Raw genomic sequence first — 23682 nt, 5'->3', positions numbered from 1 at the left:
AGGCGTCAGTTATAGTTCGGGCAGGCTGAGCCACCCGGCATGATGATCTCGTTGACGGTTCTCTGCGACCAAGGGATCTGTCTTGTGAAAGACAGGCCACGTGCACCGAAAATCCACTTGTAGAGCGAGCTACCGATGATCGGCGTGTAATTCATCGTGACTTCGGCAAGTATGTAACGAGCGCCGTCGAACTGGTAGGCTGCCGGTGTCGCCGGCAATCCATTGGTGCCGTTGATCTGTAATGCCGGACGCTTGGTCGCGTTTTGCGACCAACTGGAGCAGACACCGCCATAGAGTCCTCCGTAGATGGACTCCACGCCCATGGAGTTGACGACGATCTGCAGCCCTGATGCGTCCAACGGTTTGAGGATCACCGTCGCTGCCCCCGCGATTGTTGCCATGTCATTCGTCGTAGGGTTTGGGTTGTCTGCCCTGCCTGACAGATCACCTAGTGTCCGAGTGAATAGCGTTAGTTTGCGGCTTGCGTCCACGGCGCGCGTGAGTTCGACTGTTCCAAAATAAATGACGATAAGTACCGGCAGGACAAGGGCAAATTCGACCGCCGCGACTGCGCGCTGATCTTCCTTAAAATGCGAATATCTTTCGAAATTTTTTCCCATCACGAACACACAGACTTTGTCGCGTACGGCTCAACCTTAAACACTGTAGCGGCTTGCAACACGCGTCGCTTGTTAGGTAAACTGGACGAAGTGGCCCCCAACAGTGGGAAGAACACTGGAATATCCACGGCGGCCTGCACCACCATAATAGCAGATGCTCCGGCGCAGGTATAACTCTGAAAATTTGCGTTCCAGTCGCTGACGCCATTAGCATTGGTCGCTACGGGCGAAACTGTCGTGGCGGACGCGTAGTTCGACGCTTGCGTGATGCTCACTCGAACGTTGGAGCAGGTGAAGATTGTTATGCGCGCCGCGCCGCTGGGCTGAGTGCAGATCGCGGTACGGAACCGACTGATCAAAGTCGCAGCATCGGTAACGCCGGCATTTGTGGTCTGAAAGTTGCCCGTGTAAATTTGCCTGCCAGCGTCAACGACGGCTTGTTGAAGAATTTCCTGCTCCCAAGAGACAAGACCGTTCTCAAGGCAACCGCCGAGCAGAGCGAAGAACGGCAGCGCGATGAGACCAAACTCCACGGCCGTGGCACCGTCTCTGGCCCGATACAGCCGGGTACCGCCCTTCGCTAAACCCAGCCCCCACGCACTGGATAGGTCAAGTAAACTCACGATCCCACTCGATAGGCCATTATTGGAGCCTGAGTAAAAACATCGATTCGTTTCATGTTTGTGCACGCCCTACCTAAAAACTATGATCACATTTCCGTTTTAAACTGCAACACGAAGAATGATATCATTACAACCCATGGTAGAATAACGTAATCTGATGGCGACTGCGGTTCATCGGCGAAATTTTCCCGTCTGTTCATCCGCTGGGCCCGACGGGGATCCACGTTGAGTCTTGAACGCGGCTTACAAACGGCAAACATGATATGTGATTTGAGAAGCCATTGAGCCACTACGTCGATCAACAGTTATTAGACCGCCGTCGGACGAAGAGGATCGATGAGTTTATAAAATGAACTGGTTTTTCTAATGTCAAAACGATTGATTAATTTGGTGTCTATACATAGAAGCATACAATACGCAATTCGTTCTGGACAGGCGACTAATGATAGTAAAGAATACAGTGCATACTTTCGAGATTATTAATTTGTATAATATTGTTAATACTAATATAAATCAAATATGCCGGTTCCGATGTGCTTACCGCCCAGGAGTGCGAACGGCCGATATGATCTGAACGCATCTGTAGATGCTGGGTATCGATCAGCGATCAAGCCCTTCGGTCTGAAGATGGCTGAGTAAATGCCAGCATGATCCTATGCCGCAACGTTCAAGGCCGTGTGCTCGTCCAACACGGCGTCATCCCAGACCGGGGTCGTGCTGATCAGATAGACCTTTCGGGCGTTGCTCCGCTTCCCGACGATAACAGATCGAATCATGGGACGTCTTGCAAACGGGGCACCGTGTAGCCCCCCTTGGTCTACATGCACGAACGATTGGCATGATCGCGTTCGAGCACCCTCGTGGACCGTGGTCATTCCGATGATGCAAGCGAGTCATGATCCTCGGCCCGCCGCCGGCGGACCGTCACCGCCCTCTTCCAGGCCCGCCCGGACCGCCGAAGCCGGTCCCCGGCATGCCGCCGGGCTGACCGAAGCCCGTCCCCGCGCCTCCGGGTCCGGCCGCCCCGCCCCCGGGACCCGGTCCACTGCCTGGGATGCCGCCGGAGCTTGGCCGCGTGTCGATGACAGGGCCCGGAGGATTGGTCCCTTCCAAGGCCCTCGGCCAACTCCTGGGCGCAGCGCTGAAGTCGCTAGGCCGCTCGGCAGGCAGCCCGCGCAAATCGAGCCGGTCGCGCTCGCGCTCGAAGCGCGGCGTCTCGTTGCCTGGCCTGACCTGCGGCTCCTGGGGCGCGATCCACCCCTCCAATCGCAGTCGCTCCAGAGTGAGCACCCCGTCGCGAGCTACGTCCGCGATGAGGACGGCACGCACGCTCCCCTGACGAGGCACCGATGACCCGGCCTGCCCTGCCACTGCGAGGCCGGAGCCAAGGGCGAGCCCAGCCCCGGTTCGTCCAATATACGCCTCGATTGACGCCCGCCGAAGGCCGGGCGGGAAGGCGACGCTGGCCGCGTTCGTGACCCGTAGCCCGCCGTCCGCCGCCATGCCGATAACCGAGGCACGCTGGCCCGGTGGCAGCGTCCCATCCCCACTGAGCCGCAGATCACCGATCATCGAGGTCCCGTCCGCGCCGCGCCGTACTGGGCCGGCGACACGTTCGGGACCGCCGACGCGAGGCTCGATCAGGCTCGCAACGATCACCCCGTCCGGGCGGCGCAGGCCGCTCACCGCCACGCGTGTGCCGGGTCGCCAGTCCCCGGACAGGCCCGCCGTCGTGACGCGCTGTCCCAACACCGTGAGCCGACCGGGGTCCGCCCGCTCGACAACTCCGACAACCTCGCTCGTCACGTCGATGCGCTGGGTCGCCAGCCCGCCACCCTCGGGACGGGCTACGACGCGGACGACATGCCCGACCTTTAGGTCCGAGACCTTGCTCGGCTCACCGTCCACGAGTACGCCGACATCGGCCGGGTAGGCGATGCGCAGGCCATTGACCAAAATCGAGCCGAAGCCACGGATCGTGCCGATCACGCCCGTGCCGCCGATGCCGCGGTCGCCCTCGCCCAGGGGACCCTCGCGCAGCTCGTCCGTGCGCTTCATGCCCGTGCCGCCGATCCCTTGGTCGCGTACGGCGTCCTTGGGACGCGCTGCGCCGGGCAGCACGGTGCAGACACCCGCGAGCAGACGCAGCACGAGCCGGCGGGTCGGGAACGCACGCATGGTCCGCCCCCTCAACGTTCATCCGCCGACGCGTCCGGCAGGGCGTCCTCGGCAGAGGGGGCACCCTCAAGCGGCGGCACGGCTTCGGCGTAGACGTAGAGGCCGAAGTTCCAGCGGTGGGGGCCGCCGGGGTCGGTGGCGCAGGCGGCGTGGGCCTCGCGGTTGGCCTGGGTCAGCGCCTCCATCGCGATCTCCTTGGCGCGCGCCTCCAGTCGCCGCGCCAGGTCCTCCGACAGCCCGTCGTAATGCACCGCGCGCTCGAGGAAGCGCGGCGCCTCGCCGAGGATGTTGGCGACCGAGGCCGCGATGTGGTCGTGGAGGTTGCGCCCGAAATAGTAGAGCTGCGGCTCACCGCCGCCGCGCGGCACGTAGGCGGCCTCGGCCAGGACGATCCGGTCCTGGCCGTCGAGGGTGGCGAGCCCGCGGTCGAGCCATTCGTCGAGCACGGCGCGGGGCCGCAGGTCGCGGGTCACGCCGGCGACCAGGGCCTCGAAGGAGGGGCCGTCCTCGCCTACGCGAGGCAGCGCCAGCGGGCGCCCGTCCGGGTCGGTGAAGGCGGGGTCCGCGAGCCACCGGGCGATGATCCGGCTGGTACGCGAGACCACCGCCGGCACCGCGCTCACCGGCGCCCCGGCTCCGCGCAGGCGCCGCACCTCCTTGCGGTGGATGCCGGTGAGCAGCGAGACTCGGCTGTCGGTCTGCTCCTTGCCCTGCAGCGCGAAGTCGTACTCGGCGACGTTGACGTAGAGCTCGCGCAGCAGGTTCGTCAGCGCCGGGAAGGTGATGCCGCGCGCCACGAACAGCCGGACCAGAGGGCGCAGCAGGCGCGCCACCGGCGCGTGCAGGGCAGCTCCCTCAGAAGGGTCGTTGACGGTCTCGGACATGGCGGCAGCATTACTGGGCACAGCGTGGGACACAATCCCACATAGTGCGCGAGCGCACCCAGTTCGACAAATTACTAATTGACGTGGGAATTTTGCACACATAGATTTATCGCGTGGTCAAATTTCCCACGTGGTTAAGCCTGAGAAGACGATGACCGAACCGAAACGCATCCTCGTCGGTCTCCGCATGCCGCCCCTCATCGCGGACCTGCGCGGCGCGCGCCAGATCCCGGCGGGGGCGGACCTCTCGCGGCTCGGCCGGCTCGCCGCCTGCCTCGCCGCCCTTGCCCTGCCCGCTATCGGGGTCGTCGCCGCGGACAGGGTCCACCGCGTCGCGGTCCCGGGGGCGATGCAGGCCGCAGCCCCAGGATTCCCCTCCCGACAGGCTGCGGCGTACGACGGTGCCTCCCGAGCCGGAAACCCGGTCCGGGAGGCACTTCTCATCACCTCCAATTGGGATTGGCGCCGATGAATACCGCCACTGCTCCGAGGCAGTCTGCCATTTCCCCTTACAATCGAACCGCGTGCGGGAGCGCCCGCATCCTCGATCTCGCGCTCTGCATGATCGTGGCCGTCGCCATCGTTAGTTTGTTGATGTCGACACTGTAATCGAGCGTGAACTGACAGCTCATCCTATCGTGCGTCGGTAACGCGTGGGCCATCCTCCAACTCAGGTGGAGGGGGATACCACGGCCAGCAGATGCACGGCGCTTAAAACCTCTACTTCCGACACGAGAACCCCAATGTCGACATCCATCCCGGTCGCCCTCCCGGCGCTCGTCCGCACCCTGCTGTCCGCCGCCGCCCTCGTCGGTGCGCTCTCGACCGTCGAGGCCGCCGACCTGCCCCGACGAGCGCCGCCGCTGCCCCTGCCGCTCCCGCCCGCCTTCACCTGGTCCGGGTTCTACGCCGGCGTGAACGCTGGCTACGCGTTCCGTAATTCCAGCAGCGGCTTCACCGACCCGACCTACGGCACCGTTACCGGCGGGGGGGCGAAGGGTGGCTTCGCCGGAGGTGGGCAGGTTGGCTACAACTATCAATTCACCCCGGGCTCCGGCTTCGTGCTCGGTGTCGAGACCGACATCCAGGGTACCGCCTTCGCCAAGGCGGATGCGGCCTATCTCGGCACGACGCCTTACTACTCTGTCCGCCCAAGCCTCGACTACTTCGGCACCGTGCGCGGCCGCGTCGGCTATGCCTTCGATCGGGTGCTGATCTACGGCACTGGCGGCTTCGCCTACGGCGGCGGATCGCGTTCGGCCAACGCGGCCGCCTATCCCTACACGCTGCCGGACACGACGCGGACCGGCTACGCCGTCGGCGGCGGCGTCGAGTACGCATTCACCGACAAGCTTTCGGCCAAGATCGAGGCGCTGTACCTCAACCTCGGCAAGCGATCCTCGGGCACCACTTACTACGACGCGACCAACGCCGCTTATTACGGCGCCGGCCGCAATGATGCCGGCTTCGGGCTGGTGCGCGCTGGGCTGAACTACCGCTTCTGATGACCGGCCAGCCCGACGTTCCGGACCGCGGGGATGATGACCTACCTCGCGGGGGTATCGGCGCCGATGATGGCGATACCCCGGATCGACGCGGGATTTTCGCTCTCGTCATCCACCATCGGAGACGACTCGCTTGTTGGACGGCGGCCTTCGTCTATGCCGTCCTACTGTTGCTAGCATGGCCGGTGTGGTTCGTGCCGAGCCACGGGTTGCTCGTGGCGGGCGGCTGTTTCGTTCAAACCTGGCGAAACCCCATCACCGGCCGCGACGACGCCCTGCACGGTCGCCTTGATGGCCTCGGTCGTCCGGCCTGTCCTTAGGCGGGCGTCATCCAATATACATACGTCGGCGTTCCAGGTAACTGCTGGAACGCCGACGCAAGCAAATCGTGACAGTCGTTTTACGGAGTGTACGCTAAAGATCGCGGGGAGTGTGGCGGGTAGCATCGTCTCATAACGGCGGGACGGTCTGCCCGCTCGGCCATCCTGGCTGCACGGTCGGCCCAAATCGACTTGCCGTCACACGTGGGCGAAGGCAGAGGCTTAGATCGACCGAGAGGCTTTTAAAAAGGCGGGATCATCTCGTGATCAACGCCCTTACACGCCTAATCTTCGTGCTTGCAACTTTCGCCAACCTCTCGACGTGCCCTCACCCATCTCTTGTTCAAGCGCTGGTATCGAGTACCAAGGCCGACGATGCGTAGCTGTTCCTGCTCGTCCCACTTGCGCCATAAGCCGAGCTGCTGGACTGGGAACTCTGCAATTGCTTGATGAATGAGCTGAGAAGGTCGCTGACCGATGAACTGCCGGATGTCGTGCCGTTCGAATCATCGTTCGATGAGGTATCGGAGCTGGAGCCATCCGGGGGCGGTCCCGGAGGCGGCCCGGGCGGAGGTGCGCCAGCGCCACCGACATCATTGGCCGTCCCGGAACTCGTACTCTGACCACCGCTCGCGAACAGGTTCTTCAGTTCGGTAGCCTGATCGTCGGTGAGGCTTCCGGCACTGACTTGGTCAGAAATCAAGCCGTCGATCTTATCTTTCATGGAAGAGGGATCGAGCTTCGAGGTAGATTTGCTCGCCGTCGCGCTCGTGGAGTCTGCGGACAGGCTCGTGTCGATCGAGGTGAGGGCTGAGGTGAGGGCCGTGGCATCTGTGCTGCTGAGGGAACCCGCAGACAACTCAGTGCTGATCGTCGAGGACATCTGATCCTTCATCGACCCCTGAGGCCGTGGCGGCGGTGGAGACCGCTGAGCGAAGATCTGTGATGTCGAGGATGAGATACTGCTCATTGAGCTACCCGAAGATCGAGGGACCGGATCGCCCGGTCGTCATTGAGTGTGAAATTTACCCACAAGCACCTTAACATTACGTTGCTATGCGTTGATGCGGTCGACGACCCTACATCGTCTTCCAAAGATGACGCCTAGGCTTTTGAAGGCCTGCAGGCCAAAGCATCAGGGACATGGACCACACGATCTGCCGTCGCCGACCCACCGCTGTCTCGTCGACGGGCATCCCCACTGGGATCTGACCGTAGCCGTGCCAAATCGCACGCACCAGAAGGCCATCGATTGCCGTGGGTAAAATTCCCACTCATAAGCGCAGTCGCCATTCGGCTTATCGGAAGCGAGTTCGCCCGTGCATCCCCATTGCCTGCGACCGGCACGCGGATCTTCAAAAAATAACTTGCGCACATCGCCTCGTCCGGTCTGGGCTATCGGCCTCATGTTGGTGCTAGTCGCTAGCGACGCGATCGCCGCCGAGATCATTGTGCAGGGTAACAAACGCGTCGACGCGGATGTCATTCGTTCCTACGTCACCGGCACCGCATCGGGCTCCGCCGAGGAAGCCCGCCGCAACCTGCTCGCCAGCGGCATGTTCGCGGACGTGAAGGTCGCCGCCAGCGGCGGCCGCACCGTCGTGACGGTCCGCGAGAACAACCTGATCAACCGGGTCGTGTTCGAGGGCAACAAGAAGATCGAGAAGGCCACGCTCGAAGGGCAGGTCGAGGCCAAGGCCCGCGGCGCCTTCAACGAGGCCGTGATCAAGTCCGACATGGCGCGGATCAAGGAAGTCTACCGCCGCGCCGGCCGCGGGACCGCCAAGGTCACCTACCGCACCGTCGACCTGCCCAACGGCTCGATCGACGTGATCTACCAGATCGACGAGGGCGATAAGACCGGCATCGTGTCGATCACCTTCGTCGGCAACAACGCCGTGAGCGAGCGGACGCTGAAGGGGCTGGTCTCCTCGTCCGAGATGAATTTCCTGTCGTTCATCAAGACCTCCGACGTCTACGATCCCGATCGCATCGCCAACGATCTCGACCTTGTCCGCCGCTACTACCTGCGCAAGGGCTACGCCGACTTCCGCATCGTCAACGCCGACGCCCGCTACGTCGAGGGCCCGGACGCCAACGGCTGGGTGATCACGGTCACGGTCGAGGAGGGCGAGCAGTACACGGTCGGCGCCGTGGCGGTGGATTCCCGCCTGCCGGGCCTCGACACGAAGAACCTCGACGGCGAGATCCGCACCACGGTCGGCGACGTCTACAACGCCGAGGACGTCGAGAAGACCCTGTCGGGCCTGACCAACGACGTCGCCCGGGCCGGCTATCCCTTCGCCCAGGTCCGCCCGACCGGCCAGCGCGACCGCGCGACCCATCAGGTCTCCCTCGGCTTCGTCGTCGAGGACGGCCCGCGCGTCTACGTCGAGCGCATCAACATCCGCGGCAACACCCGCACCCGCGACTACGTCATCCGCCGCGAGCTCGATATCGCCGAGGGCGACGCCTACAACCGCGTGCTGACCGACCGCGCCGAGCGCCGCCTGAACGGCCTCGGCTTCTTCAAGAAGGTCCGCTTCTCGAACGAGCCCGGCTCCTCGCCCGACCGCGTCGTGATCAACATCGACGTCGAGGATCAGCCCACGGGCTCGTTCTCGGTGGCGGGCGGCTACTCCACCCAGGACGGCATCATCGGCGAGGTCTCGGTCTCCGAGTCGAACTTCCTCGGTCGCGGCCAGTACGTCCGCGTCGCCGGGACCGGCGGCCAGTACTCGCGCGGCGTCGACTTCTCGTTCACCGAGCCGTACTTCCTCGGCTACCGCCTCGCGGCCGGCTTCGACGCGTTCTACAAGTACAGCGACCTGACCCGGTACTCGCGCTACGAGACCACCGTCTACGGCGGCCAGCTCCGTATCGGCCTGCCGGTGACCGAAGCCTTCGGCGTGACCCTGCGCTACTCGCTCTACAACACCGAGCTGAAGGTCCCGAACTCGATCAAGCAGCCCTACAACGACTGCTCGAACCCCATATCGGGATACACCTCGGTCTATGCCGCAGGCACGGTCCTGAACGGGCGGGACGTCGGGGGACAGGCGATCTACCCGTCCTGCGCCTACAACGGCGAGGCCTCGATCGCGATCAAGGGCTCCCAGGGCAACACGCTCACCTCGCTCGCCGGCCTGACGCTCGCCTACTCGACGCTGGACGTCATCGGCGCCCCGCACAATGGCCTCTACGCTGAAATCAAGCCAGACGTCGCGGGCCTCGGCGGCGACTCGAAGTTCTTCCGCGTGACGGGTGACCTGCGCTATTACAAGGAGTTCCACGAAGATGTCGTCGGCTTCATCCGATTCCAGGGTGGCCACATCGACTCGCTCGACGGGAAGCCCCTGAACGTTACCGATGAATTCTTCCTCGGGCCGTCGCTGGTCCGCGGCTTCGCCCCCAACGGCATTGGCCCGCGCGATGTCGGCACCACCGACGCCCGCTCCAACGCCATCGGCGGTTCGACCTACGTTGGCGGCACCCTGGAAGTCCAATTCCCACTTCCCTACCTGCCGCGCGACCTCGGCCTGAAGGGTGCAGTCTTTGCTGATGCCGGCACGCTGTTCGGCTACAAGGGTAAGCGCAGCTTCGACGTGAACGGGGACGGTTTCATCAACGGCTACAGCGCGACGACGGGCTGTAAGTACAGCGCCTACACGATCGGCGTCGAGCCGGAGTGCGTCAACGTGCGCGACAAGGCGGTCATCCGATCGTCCATTGGCGCCTCGATCCTATGGAACTCTCCACTCGGGCCGATCCGCTTTGATTATGCTTACGCGCTTACTAAAGACGATGGCGTGAAGGTGTATGTTCCAACTTTGGGCAAGTACGGCCACATTGGCGCAGATCAAACCCAGGCCTTCCGTTTTTCAGGCGGATCGAAATTCTAGTCAGCATGCAAACCGATATACATTAATGCTGGTATTTATTATATAAGTCGGTTATGTGAGTAAAAGATGATTTTGCAATGAGACGTAATAAGCATCCGGCTGAAAAGATTGTTGCCAAACTGAGCTATGTTGATATTTTAGTGTCGCGAGGGCACGGGAGTAATTAGACCCGTCGAGGTAACAGAAGTCACGTATCATCGTTGGCGTCCCGAGTACGGCCGCCTGCAATCTGGGCATCTTTTGGTGCCTTTACCCACTACTCGGTCGCCATGAAAAATACATTCAACCCCGCCTCTAGCTTCAATCGACGCAGTGCCCTCGGCGCTTCTCTTGGGCTCCCGCTCACCATGGTCGGCGCTCGGCCGGCTACGGCAAACGCTTCACCGCCCGCCCCGGTAACTCAACATTGCGTGCTGACGCCGCAGGCCGTCGAAGGCCCTTTCTACTTCGATCCGCATCTTGAGCGATCGGACGTCACGGAAGGGCTCCCCGGGGTCCCGCTGATCCTTCGCATGTCCGTGATAGAAGCAGGACCCTGCAGCCCGCTACCTGGAGCAAGAGTCGATATCTGGAGTGCGGGCGCCGATGGCGAGTACTCAGGCTACGCTGGAGGACCCGGCGGGTCTCGCACGCAGGGTGCGTTCCTACGTGGTACGCAGATGACCGACGGGTCTGGCTCGGTCGCGTTCCGCACGATCTATCCGGCCTGGTATCCCGGACGAACGCCGCACATTCACTTCAAGATTTTCTTGGACGGCCGCAACGTGCTGATGGGGCAGACCTACTTCCCAGATGCACTGAGCGAGTACCTGTTCGCTAACGTCTCCGCGTATGGCGGACGGACGCGCCCTCGCGACACGTTCAACAGCACCGATATGCTCGCCCGAATGGATCCGGGTCGCATAGCGTTCTGCGACATCAAGGAGGCTGCCGATCACTACGCGGCGACGTTGGTCGTGGGCGTGAATCGTCAGGGCGTGGTGCTGTCGGGGGGGCCTGATGGCGCTCCACCCGGGGGCCCACCCCGGGGTGCATTCGGACAAGGTCGTCCGCCAGGCCCACCGCCAGAGTTCGGTAGACCCGAAGGACCGATACTTATCGTTCCCGGCGTGTTGCTTGCCGACCAGCATCCGTTCTTAGCGCGCCGTTAGAGCATAATGGCCCCATTATCAAAGATCTGCTTTCTTCCCGTCCTGGTCGTAGATCCTGGTTCACAAAGCTACCGAGAAACAGACCTCCCGCGGGTTCGAGAAGGGTCGATAGCAACCTGAGCGATATGTCGGGTATCGGACCGTTTTCCCGACTCGTACGGCTGCGTGCAGCAAGGTCCGAGAAGGTTGGCAAGCGGACCCTAATCCTTCTCCCGGAAGCGGACATCGTCCGGCAAGTGGACGTGCCTCACTTGTATGCCGTGCGGTGTGAGGACTGGCGCCCTCGCAATGGCGCATAGGTCGCACCTGTGGGACAACACGAGGCATGGTGCGCCTCAACGAGATCCGTACCGGTGAAGTTGCGATCACCCCTCCTGAGGGGCGCGACGCCGGATTGACCTACATCGGCCGTATCCGCACGCCCTGGACCGACCGTCTAGCTTGTCCGCGGCAAGGACGAGCGGATGGCCCGTCGTGCCGGATCGAGGTCTTCGAGCCATGGATCGCCGCACTCGACGGCCTGGGCGAATTTGCTCGGATCGAGGTTCTTTACTGGCTCGACGCCTCCCGGCGCGATCTGGTGCGCCAAAGCCCAGCCAACGACGGCACGACGCGGGGCACCTTCGCCCTACGCTCGCCCGTCCGGCCGAACCCAATCGGGACCTCGATCGTTACGCTCATCGCGATCGAGGGAGGCATCCTGACCGTGCGAGGGCTCGATTGCCTCGACGGCACGCCGCTGCTCGACCTCAAGCCCGATCGATCCCTCTTCACGCCGATCGCACCACCGCAGCTGGGCGACTACGAAACCGGTGCCTGAACGAAGCCTATTGGCAGTGTAGCGACGCCATCAGCCACCTTGACCTACGCCCGGTTATATCCCAGCAGATACAGCGCTTGTATCGAGCCGGAGCCGACGTTGCCCGACACACGCCTTTCGAAGACCCATCGTACCTTTGGGACCCTCGCACTGATCGGGACTATCGCCTTCGCGGCTGTCGCCCCGGCCCGAGCGGAGCCTGTTCGGATCTTCGCCGCAGGCAGTCTCGTGGCGGCGCTCAAGGACGTCATCGCCGCCTCGGGCCTTCCCTCCGATGCCGTCGCGGCTCCGGTGTTCGGGCCAGCCGGCCTGATGCGTCAGCGCATCGAGGGCGGGGAGAAGGCAGACCTCTTTCTCTCGGCCGACCTCACGGGGCCACGTCGCCTTGCAGAAGCCGGCAAGGCCAGGGACGTGGTGCCCTTCGCTCGGAACAAGCTATGCGTTCTCGCCCGTGCCGACCTCGGGCTGACGTCCGAGAACCTCCTCGACCGCCTGCTCAAGCCCGACCTGCGGCTCGCGACCTCGACACCGGGTGCCGATCCCGGCGGTGACTACGCCCAGGCCGTGTTCGACCGAGCCGAGACCATCCACCCCGGCGCCAAGGCGATCCTGGAGAAGAAGGCCCTGAGGCTGCTCGGCTCCCCCAACACGATGGTGCCGGTGGCCGGGCGAAGCCCTGCTGCCACCGTGTTCCTCGGCAATAACGCCGACGCTCTGCTGTACTATTGCAGCGGACAGGAAGGCACGATGCAGGAGGCGCCCGGCCTCAGCCTCGTCCCGCTGCCCCCACACCTCTCGGTGCCGGCGACCTATGGCATGGCGCTCCTGAGCGACAGCCCGGACGCCGCCCGCCTCGCGGTGTTCCTCGTCTCGGAGAAGGCACAGGCGATCCTCGCCCGACATGAGCTTGAACCGATCGCGGCGCCCTGAGGCGCCTCGCGTTACGCAGCCGAGAAGCTATTCGGCCTCGAGGAGGTCGAGCTTGATATCCGGAGCTGGTGCACGGCTGACTTCGATGGTTACCGCGCCGGCATCGAGGACGAAGCGCAGGCTTTTGCGGACATCCGGGCAAGCGGCCTTGCCGCTGTGAGCCGAGGGTCTGAGAGACGTGCGGCCGTCCTGGCTGACGTCGATCCAGGCGTCGTCCGAGAGCGTCACCTGATAGGTGCCGGCGGCCGGGATCGTAGCCGTCACGGAACCGGCGAACGTACCCGGCTTCAATGCCTTCTCCGACGGGAACAGGAGCGTGACATCGGCGATCGGCTTCAGCACGAGGCGCGCCGCACCCGTCCCGCCCGACAGCGCAGACCCGGAGGTTACTGTCGGCAGGTCGGGTGCTGCAAAGGCCGTCCGTTCCCGCGCCACCGACCACGCGAAGCTGGCGCAGGCGGGCACATCCTCGGCCATGGCCGTGCTGCCTGAAAAGGCCAACAATCCAGAAACGAGGAGGGCGCGGGAAATGGACATGCTCAGTCGACCGCGATCATCACGTCGGACGCCTTGACCACGGCGTAGGCCTCCCCGCCGACCGTGAGCTTCAGGCTGTCGACCGCCTCATTGGTGATCGCCGAGGTGATGACCTGACCGCCAGCGATCTCGATCTTGACGTGCGCGGTGGTCGCGCCCTTCTCGACGGCGACGACCTTGCCCTTGATGAGGTTGCGTGCGGAGATTTTCATACCGGAATTGCCTATTCTACTGTGATGACCGTGAAGCCCTGAGCCTCGAAGAACGGCTTGGCCGCCGGCCCCTTCAGGAAGTCGAGGAAGCGGGCCGCGCCGTCACCCTTAGCCTCGGACGTGACGGCGAACGGGTACACCACCGGCGGATGGCTGTCCGCCGGAAACACGCCGACCACCTTCACGCCCGGATCGGACTTCGCGTCGCTTTCGTAGACGACGCCGAGCGGCGCCTCGCCGCGCGAGACCAGGGCGAGCGCCGCGCGCACGTTGTCGGCCTGCGCCAACCGCGGCTGGATCGTCGCCCAGAGCCCGAGCTTCTCGAAGCCCGCCTTGGCGTACTTGCCCACCGGCACCGACGTGACCTCGCCAGTGGCAAGCCGCCCATCAGAGCCAAGCGCCTTGGCGAAGCCCTCTACGGTGAACGGGACCTCGCTCTCCTTCGCGTCCTTGGGCGCAACGACGACGAGGCGGTTGTTGAGCAGGTTCACCCGGCTTTCGGGTCGGATGAGCGTCTTCTTGTCGAGGTAATCCATCCATTCGAGATCGGCCGAGGCGAAGAGGTCGGCCGGCGCGCCCGCCTCGATCTGGCGTGCGAGCGCCGAGGAGGCGGCGTAGCTCGCCTTGATCTCGATCCCGGTCCGCGCGGTGAAAGCCTTGCCGGCATTGTCGAGGGCGTTCTTCAGGCTCGCCGCCCCGAAGACCGTCGCGGTTTCGGCGGCTTGCGTGATCGAGGCACCCAGCAGAAGACCGGTGACGAGGAGGGCACGAGTGAGGTTGCGCATCGAGGATGTGTTCTCCGGGTCGTTTGCGTGGTCAGCAGGAGATGCGTCGGCCGCGGTCAGGAACGATCGTCCTCGTCGCCATCCGCTCACGTCATGCGCACCAGCACGTTCTCTTTCCAGAGGACGCGGTGGAGGACGGACATGATGATGTGACCGAGCACGACCGTCATGAGGACGAAGCCGAGCCAGTAATGGAACAGGTCACCGGGAACCATCATCCAGGCGATCTTGTCGTCCCGCACCGGCATGAGCGGGATCCCGTAGGGAAAAAAGCCCTTGCCCGACCCATACTGGCGTAGAAGCGAGATCCCCGGCACGACGATCATCAGCGCGTAGATCAGGCCGTGACCGGCCACCGCCGCGCGGCCGAGGCGCCCAGGGTGTGGAGGTCGTCGGCCCAGGTTCATCAGCCCCCAGGCTCCGCGTAGCAGGACCAGAACGAACAGGGTGAAGCCCAAGGTGAAGTGGCTTCCACCGACGAACCGCGTGAGCGCGGTGTCGCCGATGCCGACGTAGAGCAGCGCCCCCGCGAATTGCCACGCGAAGAGCGCGGCCATGAGCCAGTGGAAGCCGCGACTGATGCGGCCATAGCGCTGTGTCGTGTCGAGCCAGGTGGCCATGGCCTGTCCTTGGGGCCTGTGCTTCGGCGCGGTTGGCGACGAGGTGATCCCGCTCGCCATCCACGCGATCGTCGCGACGAAGTTCCGTGGCGACGATCGCCCGGACCTTAGGCAGCCTTCGACAACGAGGCCATGTCGATGACGAAGCGGTACTTCACGTCGCTCTTCAGCATGCGGGCGTAGGCGGTCTCGATCTGGTCGATCGGGATCATCTCGATGTCCGAGGTGATGCCGTGCTCGGCGCAGAAGTCGAGCATCTCCTGGGTTTCAGCGATCCCGCCGATGAGCGACCCGGCAAAGTTCCGCCTGCGCCAGATCACGCTGAACACCTGCATCGGCAGCGGCTTCTCGGGTGCGCCGACCTGCACGAGCGTGCCGTCGCGTTTCAGCAAGCCGAGATAGGCGTTGATGTCATGCTCGGCCGCCACCGTGTCGAGGATAAAGTCGAAGGTCTCCCCCTGGGCGGCCATCGCGTCCGCGTCCTTCGAGATCACCACGGCGTCGGCGCCGAGGCGCTTGGCATCCGCCTCCTTGCCTGGGGAGGTCGTGAACAGGGTGACCTTCGCGCCCATGGCATGTGCGAGCTTGAGGCCCATGTGACCGAGGCCGCCGAGGCCCACGATCCCCACCTTCTGTCCGGGTCCGGCCTTCCAGTGGCGCAGTGGCGAGTACGTCGTGATGCCGGCACACAGCAGCGGCGCGACCCCGGCGAGGTCGAGGTTTTGCGGGATGCGCAGGACGAAATGGCTGTCGACGACGACATGGCTCGAATAGCCGCCGAAGGTGTGGCCACCGGTCTGAGGCTCGGGGCCGTTGTAGGTCGCGGTGAAGCCGGGCTCGCAATACTGCTCCAGCCCCTCCTTGCAGCTCGCGCACTCCCGGCAGGACCCGACCATGCAGCCGACGCCGGCGAGGTCACCGGCCTTGAAGGTCGAGACCTCGGCGCCGACGCGCGTGACGCGCCCGACGATCTCGTGGCCGGGCACACACGGATAGAGGGTGTTCTGCCACTCGTTGCGGGCCTGGTGCAGGTCCGAATGGCAGACGCCGCAATAGACGATCTCGATCTCGATGTCGGACGGACCGGGATCCCGACGCTGGAAGGTGAAGGGCGCGAGCGGCGCCTCGGCACTCGATGACGCGTATCCGGTGCAAGTGAACATGCAGGCTCGTCTCCGAAGGGGCGATCATGGCAGCGATCGCTGCAGTAGGTACGGCACGCTATATACCGCAGGATACATCGGGCGCCAGTTACGGATGGAAGCGTCGGCGTTCGATCCGGGTTATGGTCACCTGCAGGACGAAAGGACCCGATGGCACGGTTGAGCATCCGCATCGATCTCGGACCCGACAACCAGCTCGGGCCAGGCAAGGTGCAACTTCTGGAGCTGATCGCCGAGCACGGCTCGATCTCGGCGGCCGGCCGGGCGATCGGGATGTCCTATCGGCGAGCGTGGATGCTGGTCGAGGCGATGAACAAGGGGTTCGGACAGCCCGTGGTCGCCGCGCAAATCGGCGGCAAGAGTGGCGGCGGGGCGCAGCTCTCGGCATTTGGGATCGAGGTCGTCGCGCATTATCGAGCGATCGAACGCGCGGCCGAGCGTGCGGCCTCCCCCTTCCTGCAACGCCTGACCTCGGCCTCGGTAGCAGGCTGACTCCCCGAATTCGTTCGGCCCTCATGCCTACCCCCCTAGGCAAGCAACCACCTTTACGACAGATTGGCTATATCTGACGGAATATAGCGATTGCGGAGGTGCGGCGTGACCCAAGGCCCTCACATCAGCGGACCAGCGCTCCAGGCGCTTGCGGCTGGCGCCGTGAGGTCGACTTTCCTGCCGCCGGTGGCCGACCCGGCCGAGAGGCCCCGCGACCGGATCTGGGAACTGGCCGACAACCTGCACTGCTCGATCGTCGGCACGTGTCTGACCAACGCCGAGGCGCGTAGCATTCTGGCCAAGCTTGGCCGGCTGGATGCCCGAACGATGACGGAGCACCGGCTGCACGGCGAGATCGTGCAGATGGCCGGACGGCGCGATGGCGGCGCCAAGCTCCTGCAGAAGACTCTGGATCGCCGCCACGAGCGCGAGATCAAGCGCTTCACGGAGGCCAGCACTGCCGCGGAAGTCCGCACACTCTGGCGCGAGTATCTAGAACGCGGCGAGATCCCCGGTGCCTACTGGGCCGCGATCACCCATCCGGCCACCGATTGGCCCCTGGTGCAGGACGTCTTCGGCGAGGTGCACATGCTCTCGCATCTCGTCGGGCAGTCGAACCGTGCCGACATCCGACGCCTGCGCCAGCTCGAAGCGGATCTGGCTGCGCAGGAGGCGGAAGCCCTACGGCAGGAGCGGCGCATCCTCGAACTGATGGAGCAGCGCGACGCCCTCAGCTCGCAGGCCCGCGCCGCCGACACAGATCGCTCAGCGCCGTTGCCCCGTCCGTCTGACGACCCCGAAGCGTCGCTCAAGGCAGCGATGAAAACTCTGGAAGGCCGCCTTGCACGCGAACAGGCACATGCGGAGGCGTTGGAGGAGAAGGTTGCGATCTTGATGCAGGCCTCTCATCGGCTGAGCCAGGACCTCGAAGCGGAGGGCGGTCGTTGTCGAGCGCTTGCAGCTGAGGTCGCCGCGCTGGAGGCCGTGATCGAGACCACTTCCGTCTCGGCAGACACGTCAGCGATCGATCCCGCCTGTCTCCAAGGTCGAACCTTCCTGTACGTCGGTGGCCGTCCGCGTCAGGTCGCGAACCTCCGGCGCTTCACGTCGGAGCGCGGCGGCCGGCTTTTGAGCCATGACGGCGGCATCGAGGAAAGCCTCAGCCTGCTTCCGGGTCTCGTCGGACAAAGCGACCTGGTGCTGTTCCCCGTCGAATGCGTCAGTCACGAAGCGACCGCCTGGGTCAAGCGCAGTTGCGGCGACGGTGCAAAACCTTTCCACCCGCTGCGCAGCGCGAGTCTCGCAAGCTACGTCCACGCTGTGCTGCCTGGTTCGAACCAAGCACGATCTGACGCTCACGCCTAAACGAATGCCCTAAGGAGGCGAAGCAAGAGGTTGAAGAACGCTGTATCCAATCGGCTACAGCGATCCGGCTGAATTTTGATATGCCGTACGTCTGCTTGTTCCTGAGACCACAAGCCCACTCTCCGGCGCGTCCTCATTGGGGACGCGCCGCTTTCCTTTTCAGCGTGGCAACCAGTCCCTGAGCTTCCGTCTCGAAGCCGTCGTGCCGCAGGCCAGTCGTAGATGATCGTTTGGCAAGCAGCTAGAAAGCAGATGGGGTGGATGGCTCCCGCTCCGACTGACGGCATCTCGGTGCCAAGATGTGGTTGCTGTCAAAGCAGCAGCCACGCAGATGCAGGAGCCATCCCCATGGAGATCACCACCGTCGGCATCGATCTGGCCAAGAGCATTTTCCAGGTTCACGCCGTTGATGCAGCTGGGCACGTCGTCGTTCGCAAGGCGCTACGCCGGGCGCAGGTCGTGCCGTTCTTCGCCAAGCTGCCTCGATGCCTGGTCGGCATGGAGGCGTGCGGAACGTCCCATCACTGGGCCCGGGAACTCATGAGCCTCGGCCACGACGTGCGGCTGATGCCGCCCGCTTACGTGAAGCCGTATGTGAAGCGCGGTAAAACCGATGCGAACGATGCCGCTGCCATCTGCGAGGCGGTGACGCGCCCGAGCATGCGCTTCGTGCCGGTGAAGTCGACCGAGCAGCAGGCAGCGCTGGCGCTGCACAGGACGCGCGACCTGCTGGTCAAGCAACGTACGCAGTTGGTGAACATGATCCGCGGCCTGCTCGCCGAGTTCGGGATCGAGATGGCGCGGGGCCTGCGGCACGCGCTCGAACTGGCAGCCCGGCTCTCGGCCGGAGACGCAGCCGAGGTGCCACCACTGGCGCAACGCGTGGTGACCGGGCTGGCCGATCAGATCGGCGCCGTACAGATCCATCTCACCCGGATGGAGAAGGAGTTGTTGGCCTGGCATCGGGACAGCGACCTGTCACAGCGCCTGGCGACGATCCCCGGTGTCGGCATCGTCTCGGCAACGGCGCTGGCCGCCTCAGTGAGCGAGCCCGAGCGCTTCCGCTCCGGTCGGCAGTTCGCAGCTTCGTTGGGGCTGACACCGCTGCAGAACTGCAGTGGCGGCAAAGAGCGCATGGGCCGGATCTCGCGCATGGGCGACCGCTATCTGCGCCGCCTGCTCGTGGTCGGCATGACCTCTTTGGTCCGGCGCGCGAAGGCTGCGCCGACGTCGGTCGACCCACGGCTGCCGGCGCTGCTCCAGCGCAAGCCAGTGCGCGTGGTAACCGTTGCGGCGGCCAACCGCACCGCACGGGTCGCCTGGGCGATCATGACCCGCGGCGGCACCTACCGCGCACCAGCGGCCACGGCCGCCTGACAGCACGGCAAGGAGACTTTTCCAGGTTGCGAGGACGATGAGAGTTGATGGCGAACCGGTCAGCCCGGGAGCCGGGACACCCCGCTGAATGTCCAGGGCATCATAGCCCGCAAAGCAGAGTGGGACCCAGCTCGCGGATACCATCAGGGCCAGCAGTCACAAGAACGACTGCATCAACAGGCCGGACACAAGACTGCACCCGACCAACGCGTCAGAAGCTCAATTCGCCGCTTGCAATGCGGGAGCCATCCACACAGGACCTTCCGAGGGTCGCTTAAGGGTCGTGAGCGGGCGCGTAGGCGATGTCCGCTTCCATCGATCACTGCCCGAAAGCAGAATGGCGGGAAACCACCCGACCCAGACGTAGGTCATCCTCCGCTAACCTGCCGCGAAGCAGACCTTTCGGGGGTCCGAGAAGGGTCGTGAGCGGGCGGGACGGCAACGTCCGCTTCCGTGCGTTGCCGCTCGGAAGCGTACAGGCAAAAATCCACCCTTCGCAGCCCTCCACGTGGTCAAGCTTACTGAGATTAAAACCTAGGCTTCCCGAACCTCCCGGACAAGCTGAGCGACGAGGTCGGCCGCCGGCATTTCCCGGGCCAAGGGGGCCCCCTGTCCGGCCCATTGCGCCGCGGCGGCGTCGCTACCGCTACCCGAGGCAGCCGCATGAAGGGATTTCGCGGCATCATACGCAAGCGGATAGGCACAGGCCGGCGGACAACCAGCGGCGATGCCGTGGAGGATCAAGCGGTTCGCGAGACCACGCGCAGGCCGGCCGGAGATCGCCGTGGTCAGGCGGGTGTCATAGGCCCGGTCACTTCGGAGCGAGGCGCGGTAGGCCTCATTGGCCGCGCTTTCCGGGCAGAGGATGAACGCCGTGCCCAACTGCGCGCCGGCGGCTCCCAGTTCAAGCGCGGCACGGATGCCCCGCCCATCCATGATCCCGCCGGCAGCGACCACGGGCAGGTTGGTCCGCTTCACAAGCAAGCTAACGAGCACCGAAGTGCTCAGCCCAGGGTCGTGGGCCTCGGTGTCGAACATGCCGCGATGCCCCCCGGCCTCGATGCCCTGGGCGATGACGACGTCGATGCCGGCCGCCTCGATCCGCACCGCCTCGTCGGGCGTGGTGGCGGACGCCATGGTCTTGATGCCGGCTTCCCGGAAAGCGGCCAGGCTCCTTGCGCGCGGAAGCCCGAAATGGAAGCTCACCACCGGCGGCCGGGTCTCCAGCAGCAACTCGAATGCCTCGTCGTCGTCGAGGTGGCTTTTGTAGATCTCGGTGAGGGTCTCCGGGACGGTCGCACCGAACTCCGCGAACAAGGGTGCCAGGTGGGCGAGCCACGCGGCTTCGCGTTCCGGGTCGCGTTGGGCGGCCGGATGGCAGAAGACGTTGACGTTGAACGGCCGGTCGGTCCGGGCTCGGGTGCCCTCGATCATCTCGCGAGCCTGCGCGACGGTGCTCGCCCCGATGCCGATGGAGCCCAGGCCCCCGGCGTTCGAGACGGCTGCCGCCAGATCAGGCGTCGAGACGCCAGCCATCGGGGCCTGCACGATGGGGTGCCTGAGCCCGAGCAAATCGGTCAGGCGCGCCGTTCGAGGCATGATGTCCAACCCTTGAATGGACGGGATCGCCTGTCCGGCGATCATTGGCCGCTCGGGCCCCGTCGCGTTCTTCCCGATGCCAGATAGGTGGGGGCGACGAACGTCACTTCCGCAGGGTCGAACGTGCGCATCGTCCGCGGCATGACGATAAGTCCCCATAGTTCGCCGGCGATACCCGGATTGAGCGAACCGAATCCCACGGAGATCTCGGCCCAGTCGGGGGCGTCGTCGCAGGTCGTGACGTCCGTCCGCATATGATGGATCAGGCGCGGGGCGGAGGCTTCGCCCGCGGGCGCCCCTGCGTCATGGGCGACCTTGTCCTCATCCAGCACGGAGACGATCTCGCGGACCCGCGCCTCGACGATCTGCGCGATGGCACGCCTTGCGAACAGCTTGAAGGTCATATCCGCATCCCCGGAACGGCCTCGTGGCGGTGCGGGCGACCGCCTGGGCCGGCGTATAGTCGCCGCGCCCGCTCGTGGATAATGCTTCCTACAGACCCCCCTCATCGGACATTCCGATGCCTTCGCCATCGGAATGTGCCGACCACGGCGAGAACCATGGTCGGCACATGCAGGCGGTCGGCCGGCGGATCAGACGGCCTGCTGCAGGTCGAAGCGCTCGCGGTCGTTGGCGGCCTGTGCGCTCCTGTCGAGACGCGAGACCAGCCAGCAGGTCGCGAAGGCCAGCGGCAGGGTCACCAGCGTCGGCGGATCCAGGGAGAACAGGGGCGCCGGGTTGCCGAGCACCTTCACCCAGACCGCCGGTCCGACCAGGGTCAGGCCGAGGGCGCTGACGAGGCCTACGGTGCCGCCGACCACGGCGCCCGTCGTGGTGAGACCCCGCCAGTAGAGCGCCAGCAACAGCACCGGGAACGTCGAGGAGCAGGCCACCGCGAACGCGAGGCTGACCATGTAGGCGACGTTCTGCCCCTTGAAGGCTATGCCGAGGCCGATGGCGATCAGGCCGAGCGCGAAGGTCGCGATGCGTGAGATGCGCACCTCGCTCTTCTCGTCGAGGCGTCCCCGGCGGATGACTCCGGCATAGAGATCATGGCTGACCGCCGAGGCGCCGGCCAGCGTCAGGCCCGAGACGACCGCGAGGATGGTCGCGAAGGCGACCGCCGAGATGAACCCCATCATCGCGTTGCCGCCCACCGCATGGCTGAGGTGGATCGCCGCCATGTTGCCCCCGCCGCGCAGCGCACCGCCCACGTCGATGTAGGTCGGGTTGCCGGCGGTCATGACGAGCGCGCCGAAACCGAGGACGAACACCAGGGCGTAGAAGTAGTTCATGAACGTCGCCGCCCAGAACACCGATACGCGCGCCGCACGGGCATCCGGCACCGTGAAGAAGCGCATCAGGATATGCGGCAACCCCGCCGTCCCGAACATCAGCGCCAGGCCCAGGGACAGCGCCGAGAGCGGGTCCTTGGGTGCGGCCTGCGGAGCCAGGATCGCCGCTCCCTTGGGATGTACCTTGGTGGCCTGTGCCAGCAGCGCTCCGAAGTCGAAGCCGTAGGCGGCAAGCACCAGGAGCACGATCAGCGACGCGCCGGCGAGCAGCAGGCCGGCCTTGATGATCTGCACCCAGGTGGTGGCGACCATGCCGCCGAACATCACGTAGCAGACCATCAGCACGCCGACGAGGAACTCCGCATAGAGGTAGTCGAGGCCGAACAGCAACTGGATCAGCTGTCCTGCGCCGACCATCTGGGCGATCAGGTAGAAGGCCACCACGACGAGCGAGGCGCAGGCCGCGAAGATCCGGATCGGGCGTTCGCTCAGCCGCGAGCAGACCACGTCCGTGAACGTGTAGCGTCCGAGCTTGCGCAGGCGCTCGGCCAGCAGGAACACCACGATGGGCATGCCGGTGGTGTAGCCGATGGCGTAGATCAAACCGTCGAAACCCGAGGTGAACACCAGGGCCGTGAGACCCAGGAAGGCACCGGCCGACATCGCATCGCCGGCGATGGCGAGGCCGTTCTGGAAACCGGTTATGTTACCGCCGGCGGCGTAGAAGTCGTCGGCCGACTTGGTGCGCTGGGCCGCCTTCCAGGTGATCCAGAGGGTCAGCAGGACGAAGGTGAGGAAGAGCCCGATTGCCGTCAGGTTGAGGCTGGAGGTCTCGCCCGCCGCCGCGAACGCCGGCGTGGCAAGTGGGATGGAAACGGAGGCAAGCGCGGCGCGAACGGCGTGTCGACCGATGGGCATGACTTTCACTCCCCCGACAGGCGCGCATCGGCGCGGTTGACCGCCAGCACGTAGATGCCGGTCAGCACGACGCCGAGGACGATGACGAACAGGCCATAGGCGAAAGCCCAGGTGACGGTGCCGTTGGATAGGACCGGGCGGGCCAGAAGCGCGGGCGCGAACGCACCCATCGTAACGAAGCCGAAGTAGGCCGCCATGAGGATGACGGTGAGGACCACGCCCAAATGGACGTTCTGCGTATCATGCCCGCGCAGCGGGGGGGTGGCTGGTTCCATGACGTGCCGTCTCCAATATTCGAACAATGAAGATCCAAGACCGCACGTCACATGCAAGTCGAGGCCGAGCTTATGATTTCATCGATCAGGTCAATAAATGCCGATCATGAT

Annotated in this window: 24 protein-coding genes and 1 pseudogene; 11 read left to right on the top strand and 14 right to left on the bottom strand. The window is 64.6% G+C overall.

All coding sequences use genetic code 11. From position 1 onward, the window contains the following. Window positions 1-5 precede the first annotated feature (5 nt). The 4 genes from ACFZ8E_RS02875 to ACFZ8E_RS02860 all read right to left on the bottom strand — a co-directional run bounded on the left by ACFZ8E_RS02875 (window position 6) and on the right by ACFZ8E_RS02860 (window position 4305). Window positions 6-620 (bottom strand): TadE/TadG family type IV pilus assembly protein, encoded by a 615-nt coding sequence (locus ACFZ8E_RS02875; protein ID WP_405044314.1) that lies wholly within the window; start codon window positions 618-620, stop codon window positions 6-8. Then, window positions 620-1153 carry a TadE/TadG family type IV pilus assembly protein gene (locus ACFZ8E_RS02870; protein ID WP_405041965.1) on the bottom strand — a complete coding sequence of 178 codons (534 nt, stop codon included), beginning with the start codon at window positions 1151-1153 and terminating at the stop codon, window positions 620-622. Before ACFZ8E_RS02870 ends, ACFZ8E_RS02875 begins: the two co-directional genes overlap by 1 nt. Window positions 1154-2167: 1014 nt before the next feature. Next, the gene (locus ACFZ8E_RS02865) at window positions 2168-3421 is read right to left on the bottom strand and encodes a DUF5666 domain-containing protein (protein WP_405041964.1); all 1254 of its coding nucleotides are present in this window, start codon (window positions 3419-3421) and stop codon (window positions 2168-2170) included. A gap of 11 nt (window positions 3422-3432) precedes the next feature. Then, window positions 3433-4305 (bottom strand): DUF6502 family protein, encoded by an 873-nt coding sequence (locus ACFZ8E_RS02860; protein WP_405041963.1) that lies wholly within the window; start codon window positions 4303-4305, stop codon window positions 3433-3435. A gap of 151 nt (window positions 4306-4456) precedes the next feature. Here ACFZ8E_RS02860 and ACFZ8E_RS02855 point away from each other — a divergent pair, with 151 nt between their 5' ends. Then, window positions 4457-4777 (top strand): hypothetical protein, encoded by a 321-nt coding sequence (locus ACFZ8E_RS02855; RefSeq protein ID WP_405041962.1) that lies wholly within the window; start codon window positions 4457-4459, stop codon window positions 4775-4777. 271 nt (window positions 4778-5048) lie between these two features. After that, window positions 5049-5810: an outer membrane protein gene (locus tag ACFZ8E_RS02850; protein ID WP_405041961.1), complete on the top strand. Its 762-nt coding sequence runs from the start codon at window positions 5049-5051 to the stop codon at window positions 5808-5810. Between the two features lie 663 nt (window positions 5811-6473). Here the strand turns inward: ACFZ8E_RS02850 and ACFZ8E_RS02845 are convergent. Continuing rightward, window positions 6474-6854 (bottom strand): hypothetical protein, encoded by a 381-nt coding sequence (locus tag ACFZ8E_RS02845; protein ID WP_405041960.1) that lies wholly within the window; start codon window positions 6852-6854, stop codon window positions 6474-6476. On the opposite strand from ACFZ8E_RS02845, the gene ACFZ8E_RS02840 reads away from it, so the two are divergent. The 6 genes and pseudogenes from ACFZ8E_RS02840 to ACFZ8E_RS02815 all read left to right on the top strand — a co-directional run bounded on the left by ACFZ8E_RS02840 (window position 6853) and on the right by ACFZ8E_RS02815 (window position 12933). Further along, on the top strand, window positions 6853-7017 hold the full coding sequence (locus ACFZ8E_RS02840; protein WP_405041959.1) for a hypothetical protein: 165 nt from the start codon (window positions 6853-6855) through the stop codon (window positions 7015-7017). The two genes, ACFZ8E_RS02845 and ACFZ8E_RS02840, sit on opposite strands and share 2 nt — an antisense overlap. Window positions 7018-7536: 519 nt before the next feature. Further along, the gene (gene bamA, locus ACFZ8E_RS02835) at window positions 7537-10032 is read left to right on the top strand and encodes an outer membrane protein assembly factor BamA (protein ID WP_405041958.1); all 2496 of its coding nucleotides are present in this window, start codon (window positions 7537-7539) and stop codon (window positions 10030-10032) included. A gap of 77 nt (window positions 10033-10109) precedes the next feature. Then, a pseudogene (locus ACFZ8E_RS02830) lies at window positions 10110-10260 on the top strand (IS3 family transposase); the annotation flags it as partial. A gap of 41 nt (window positions 10261-10301) precedes the next feature. After that, window positions 10302-11183: an intradiol ring-cleavage dioxygenase gene (locus ACFZ8E_RS02825; protein WP_405041957.1), complete on the top strand. Its 882-nt coding sequence runs from the start codon at window positions 10302-10304 to the stop codon at window positions 11181-11183. A gap of 325 nt (window positions 11184-11508) precedes the next feature. Then, complete coding sequence (gene tsaA, locus ACFZ8E_RS02820) at window positions 11509-12003, top strand: tRNA (N6-threonylcarbamoyladenosine(37)-N6)-methyltransferase TrmO (protein ID WP_405041956.1); 495 nt, start codon at window positions 11509-11511, stop codon at window positions 12001-12003. Window positions 12004-12042: 39 nt separating this feature from the next. Beyond that, complete coding sequence (locus tag ACFZ8E_RS02815; protein ID WP_405041955.1) at window positions 12043-12933, top strand: substrate-binding domain-containing protein; 891 nt, start codon at window positions 12043-12045, stop codon at window positions 12931-12933. A 27-nt stretch (window positions 12934-12960) separates the two neighbouring features. On the opposite strand, the gene ACFZ8E_RS02810 is transcribed toward ACFZ8E_RS02815, so the two are convergent. From ACFZ8E_RS02810 to ACFZ8E_RS02790, 5 genes are all read right to left on the bottom strand, one after another. Next, a complete protein-coding gene (locus ACFZ8E_RS02810) occupies window positions 12961-13470 on the bottom strand; it encodes a hypothetical protein (RefSeq protein WP_405041954.1) in 510 nt (169 codons plus the stop codon). Between the two features lie 2 nt (window positions 13471-13472). Next, window positions 13473-13682, bottom strand: coding sequence for a molybdopterin-binding protein (locus ACFZ8E_RS02805; protein ID WP_405041953.1), 210 nt, complete (start codon window positions 13680-13682; stop codon window positions 13473-13475). Between the two features lie 11 nt (window positions 13683-13693). Continuing rightward, window positions 13694-14467, bottom strand: a complete 774-nt coding sequence (gene modA / locus ACFZ8E_RS02800; protein WP_405041952.1) for a molybdate ABC transporter substrate-binding protein — start codon at window positions 14465-14467, stop codon at window positions 13694-13696. Window positions 14468-14553: 86 nt separating this feature from the next. Next, window positions 14554-15087, bottom strand: coding sequence for a cytochrome b (locus ACFZ8E_RS02795; RefSeq protein WP_405041951.1), 534 nt, complete (start codon window positions 15085-15087; stop codon window positions 14554-14556). A 107-nt stretch (window positions 15088-15194) separates the two neighbouring features. After that, on the bottom strand, window positions 15195-16250 hold the full coding sequence (locus tag ACFZ8E_RS02790; RefSeq protein ID WP_405041950.1) for an NAD(P)-dependent alcohol dehydrogenase: 1056 nt from the start codon (window positions 16248-16250) through the stop codon (window positions 15195-15197). 150 nt (window positions 16251-16400) lie between these two features. Here ACFZ8E_RS02790 and ACFZ8E_RS02785 point away from each other — a divergent pair, with 150 nt between their 5' ends. From ACFZ8E_RS02785 to ACFZ8E_RS02775, 3 genes are all read left to right on the top strand, one after another. Further along, window positions 16401-16742 carry a winged helix-turn-helix domain-containing protein gene (locus ACFZ8E_RS02785; protein ID WP_405041949.1) on the top strand — a complete coding sequence of 114 codons (342 nt, stop codon included), beginning with the start codon at window positions 16401-16403 and terminating at the stop codon, window positions 16740-16742. Between the two features lie 186 nt (window positions 16743-16928). After that, window positions 16929-18107 (top strand): DUF2325 domain-containing protein, encoded by a 1179-nt coding sequence (locus ACFZ8E_RS02780; protein WP_405041948.1) that lies wholly within the window; start codon window positions 16929-16931, stop codon window positions 18105-18107. 348 nt (window positions 18108-18455) lie between these two features. Beyond that, on the top strand, window positions 18456-19484 hold the full coding sequence (locus tag ACFZ8E_RS02775; protein ID WP_405041947.1) for an IS110 family transposase: 1029 nt from the start codon (window positions 18456-18458) through the stop codon (window positions 19482-19484). A gap of 534 nt (window positions 19485-20018) precedes the next feature. Here the strand turns inward: ACFZ8E_RS02775 and ACFZ8E_RS02770 are convergent. The 4 genes from ACFZ8E_RS02770 to ACFZ8E_RS02755 form a co-directional block, all read right to left on the bottom strand. Beyond that, window positions 20019-21128, bottom strand: coding sequence for an NAD(P)H-dependent flavin oxidoreductase (locus ACFZ8E_RS02770; RefSeq protein WP_405041946.1), 1110 nt, complete (start codon window positions 21126-21128; stop codon window positions 20019-20021). Then, window positions 21125-21487, bottom strand: a complete 363-nt coding sequence (locus ACFZ8E_RS02765; RefSeq protein ID WP_405041945.1) for a hypothetical protein — start codon at window positions 21485-21487, stop codon at window positions 21125-21127. The genes ACFZ8E_RS02770 and ACFZ8E_RS02765 overlap by 4 nt, the downstream gene beginning before the upstream one ends. Window positions 21488-21676: 189 nt before the next feature. Then, on the bottom strand, window positions 21677-23296 hold the full coding sequence (gene actP, locus ACFZ8E_RS02760) for a cation/acetate symporter ActP (protein WP_405041944.1): 1620 nt from the start codon (window positions 23294-23296) through the stop codon (window positions 21677-21679). A gap of 5 nt (window positions 23297-23301) precedes the next feature. Beyond that, window positions 23302-23571: a DUF485 domain-containing protein gene (locus ACFZ8E_RS02755; protein ID WP_405041943.1), complete on the bottom strand. Its 270-nt coding sequence runs from the start codon at window positions 23569-23571 to the stop codon at window positions 23302-23304. Between the last annotated feature and the right edge of the window lie 111 nt (window positions 23572-23682).

It is taken from the genome of Methylobacterium sp. HMF5984, from assembly GCF_045033435.1.
Classification (GTDB): Bacteria; Pseudomonadota; Alphaproteobacteria; order Rhizobiales; family Beijerinckiaceae; genus Methylobacterium.
Note: the sequence above shows the minus strand (reverse complement) of the source record. Positions and strands in the feature narration are given on the sequence as shown.

Coding starts and splice junctions, on each gene's coding strand:
- ACFZ8E_RS02795 (WP_405041951.1), bottom strand. CDS start 15,087: ATGGCCACCTGGCTCGACACGACACAGCGCTATGGCCGCATCAGTCGC.
- ACFZ8E_RS02765 (WP_405041945.1), bottom strand. CDS start 21,487: ATGACCTTCAAGCTGTTCGCAAGGCGTGCCATCGCGCAGATCGTCGAG.
- ACFZ8E_RS02850 (WP_405041961.1), top strand. CDS start 5,049: ATGTCGACATCCATCCCGGTCGCCCTCCCGGCGCTCGTCCGCACCCTG.
- ACFZ8E_RS02855 (WP_405041962.1), top strand. CDS start 4,457: ATGACCGAACCGAAACGCATCCTCGTCGGTCTCCGCATGCCGCCCCTC.
- ACFZ8E_RS02875 (WP_405044314.1), bottom strand. CDS start 620: ATGGGAAAAAATTTCGAAAGATATTCGCATTTTAAGGAAGATCAGCGC.
- ACFZ8E_RS02805 (WP_405041953.1), bottom strand. CDS start 13,682: ATGAAAATCTCCGCACGCAACCTCATCAAGGGCAAGGTCGTCGCCGTC.
- ACFZ8E_RS02845 (WP_405041960.1), bottom strand. CDS start 6,854: ATGAAAGATAAGATCGACGGCTTGATTTCTGACCAAGTCAGTGCCGGA.
- ACFZ8E_RS02840 (WP_405041959.1), top strand. CDS start 6,853: ATGGAAGAGGGATCGAGCTTCGAGGTAGATTTGCTCGCCGTCGCGCTC.
- ACFZ8E_RS02825 (WP_405041957.1), top strand. CDS start 10,302: ATGAAAAATACATTCAACCCCGCCTCTAGCTTCAATCGACGCAGTGCC.
- ACFZ8E_RS02775 (WP_405041947.1), top strand. CDS start 18,456: ATGGAGATCACCACCGTCGGCATCGATCTGGCCAAGAGCATTTTCCAG.
- ACFZ8E_RS02755 (WP_405041943.1), bottom strand. CDS start 23,571: ATGGAACCAGCCACCCCCCCGCTGCGCGGGCATGATACGCAGAACGTC.
- ACFZ8E_RS02865 (WP_405041964.1), bottom strand. CDS start 3,421: ATGCGTGCGTTCCCGACCCGCCGGCTCGTGCTGCGTCTGCTCGCGGGT.
- ACFZ8E_RS02860 (WP_405041963.1), bottom strand. CDS start 4,305: ATGTCCGAGACCGTCAACGACCCTTCTGAGGGAGCTGCCCTGCACGCG.
- modA (WP_405041952.1), bottom strand. CDS start 14,467: ATGCGCAACCTCACTCGTGCCCTCCTCGTCACCGGTCTTCTGCTGGGT.
- ACFZ8E_RS02785 (WP_405041949.1), top strand. CDS start 16,401: ATGGCACGGTTGAGCATCCGCATCGATCTCGGACCCGACAACCAGCTC.
- ACFZ8E_RS02770 (WP_405041946.1), bottom strand. CDS start 21,128: ATGATCGCCGGACAGGCGATCCCGTCCATTCAAGGGTTGGACATCATG.
- actP (WP_405041944.1), bottom strand. CDS start 23,296: ATGCCCATCGGTCGACACGCCGTTCGCGCCGCGCTTGCCTCCGTTTCC.
- bamA (WP_405041958.1), top strand. CDS start 7,537: ATGTTGGTGCTAGTCGCTAGCGACGCGATCGCCGCCGAGATCATTGTG.
- ACFZ8E_RS02810 (WP_405041954.1), bottom strand. CDS start 13,470: ATGTCCATTTCCCGCGCCCTCCTCGTTTCTGGATTGTTGGCCTTTTCA.
- tsaA (WP_405041956.1), top strand. CDS start 11,509: ATGGTGCGCCTCAACGAGATCCGTACCGGTGAAGTTGCGATCACCCCT.
- ACFZ8E_RS02790 (WP_405041950.1), bottom strand. CDS start 16,250: ATGTTCACTTGCACCGGATACGCGTCATCGAGTGCCGAGGCGCCGCTC.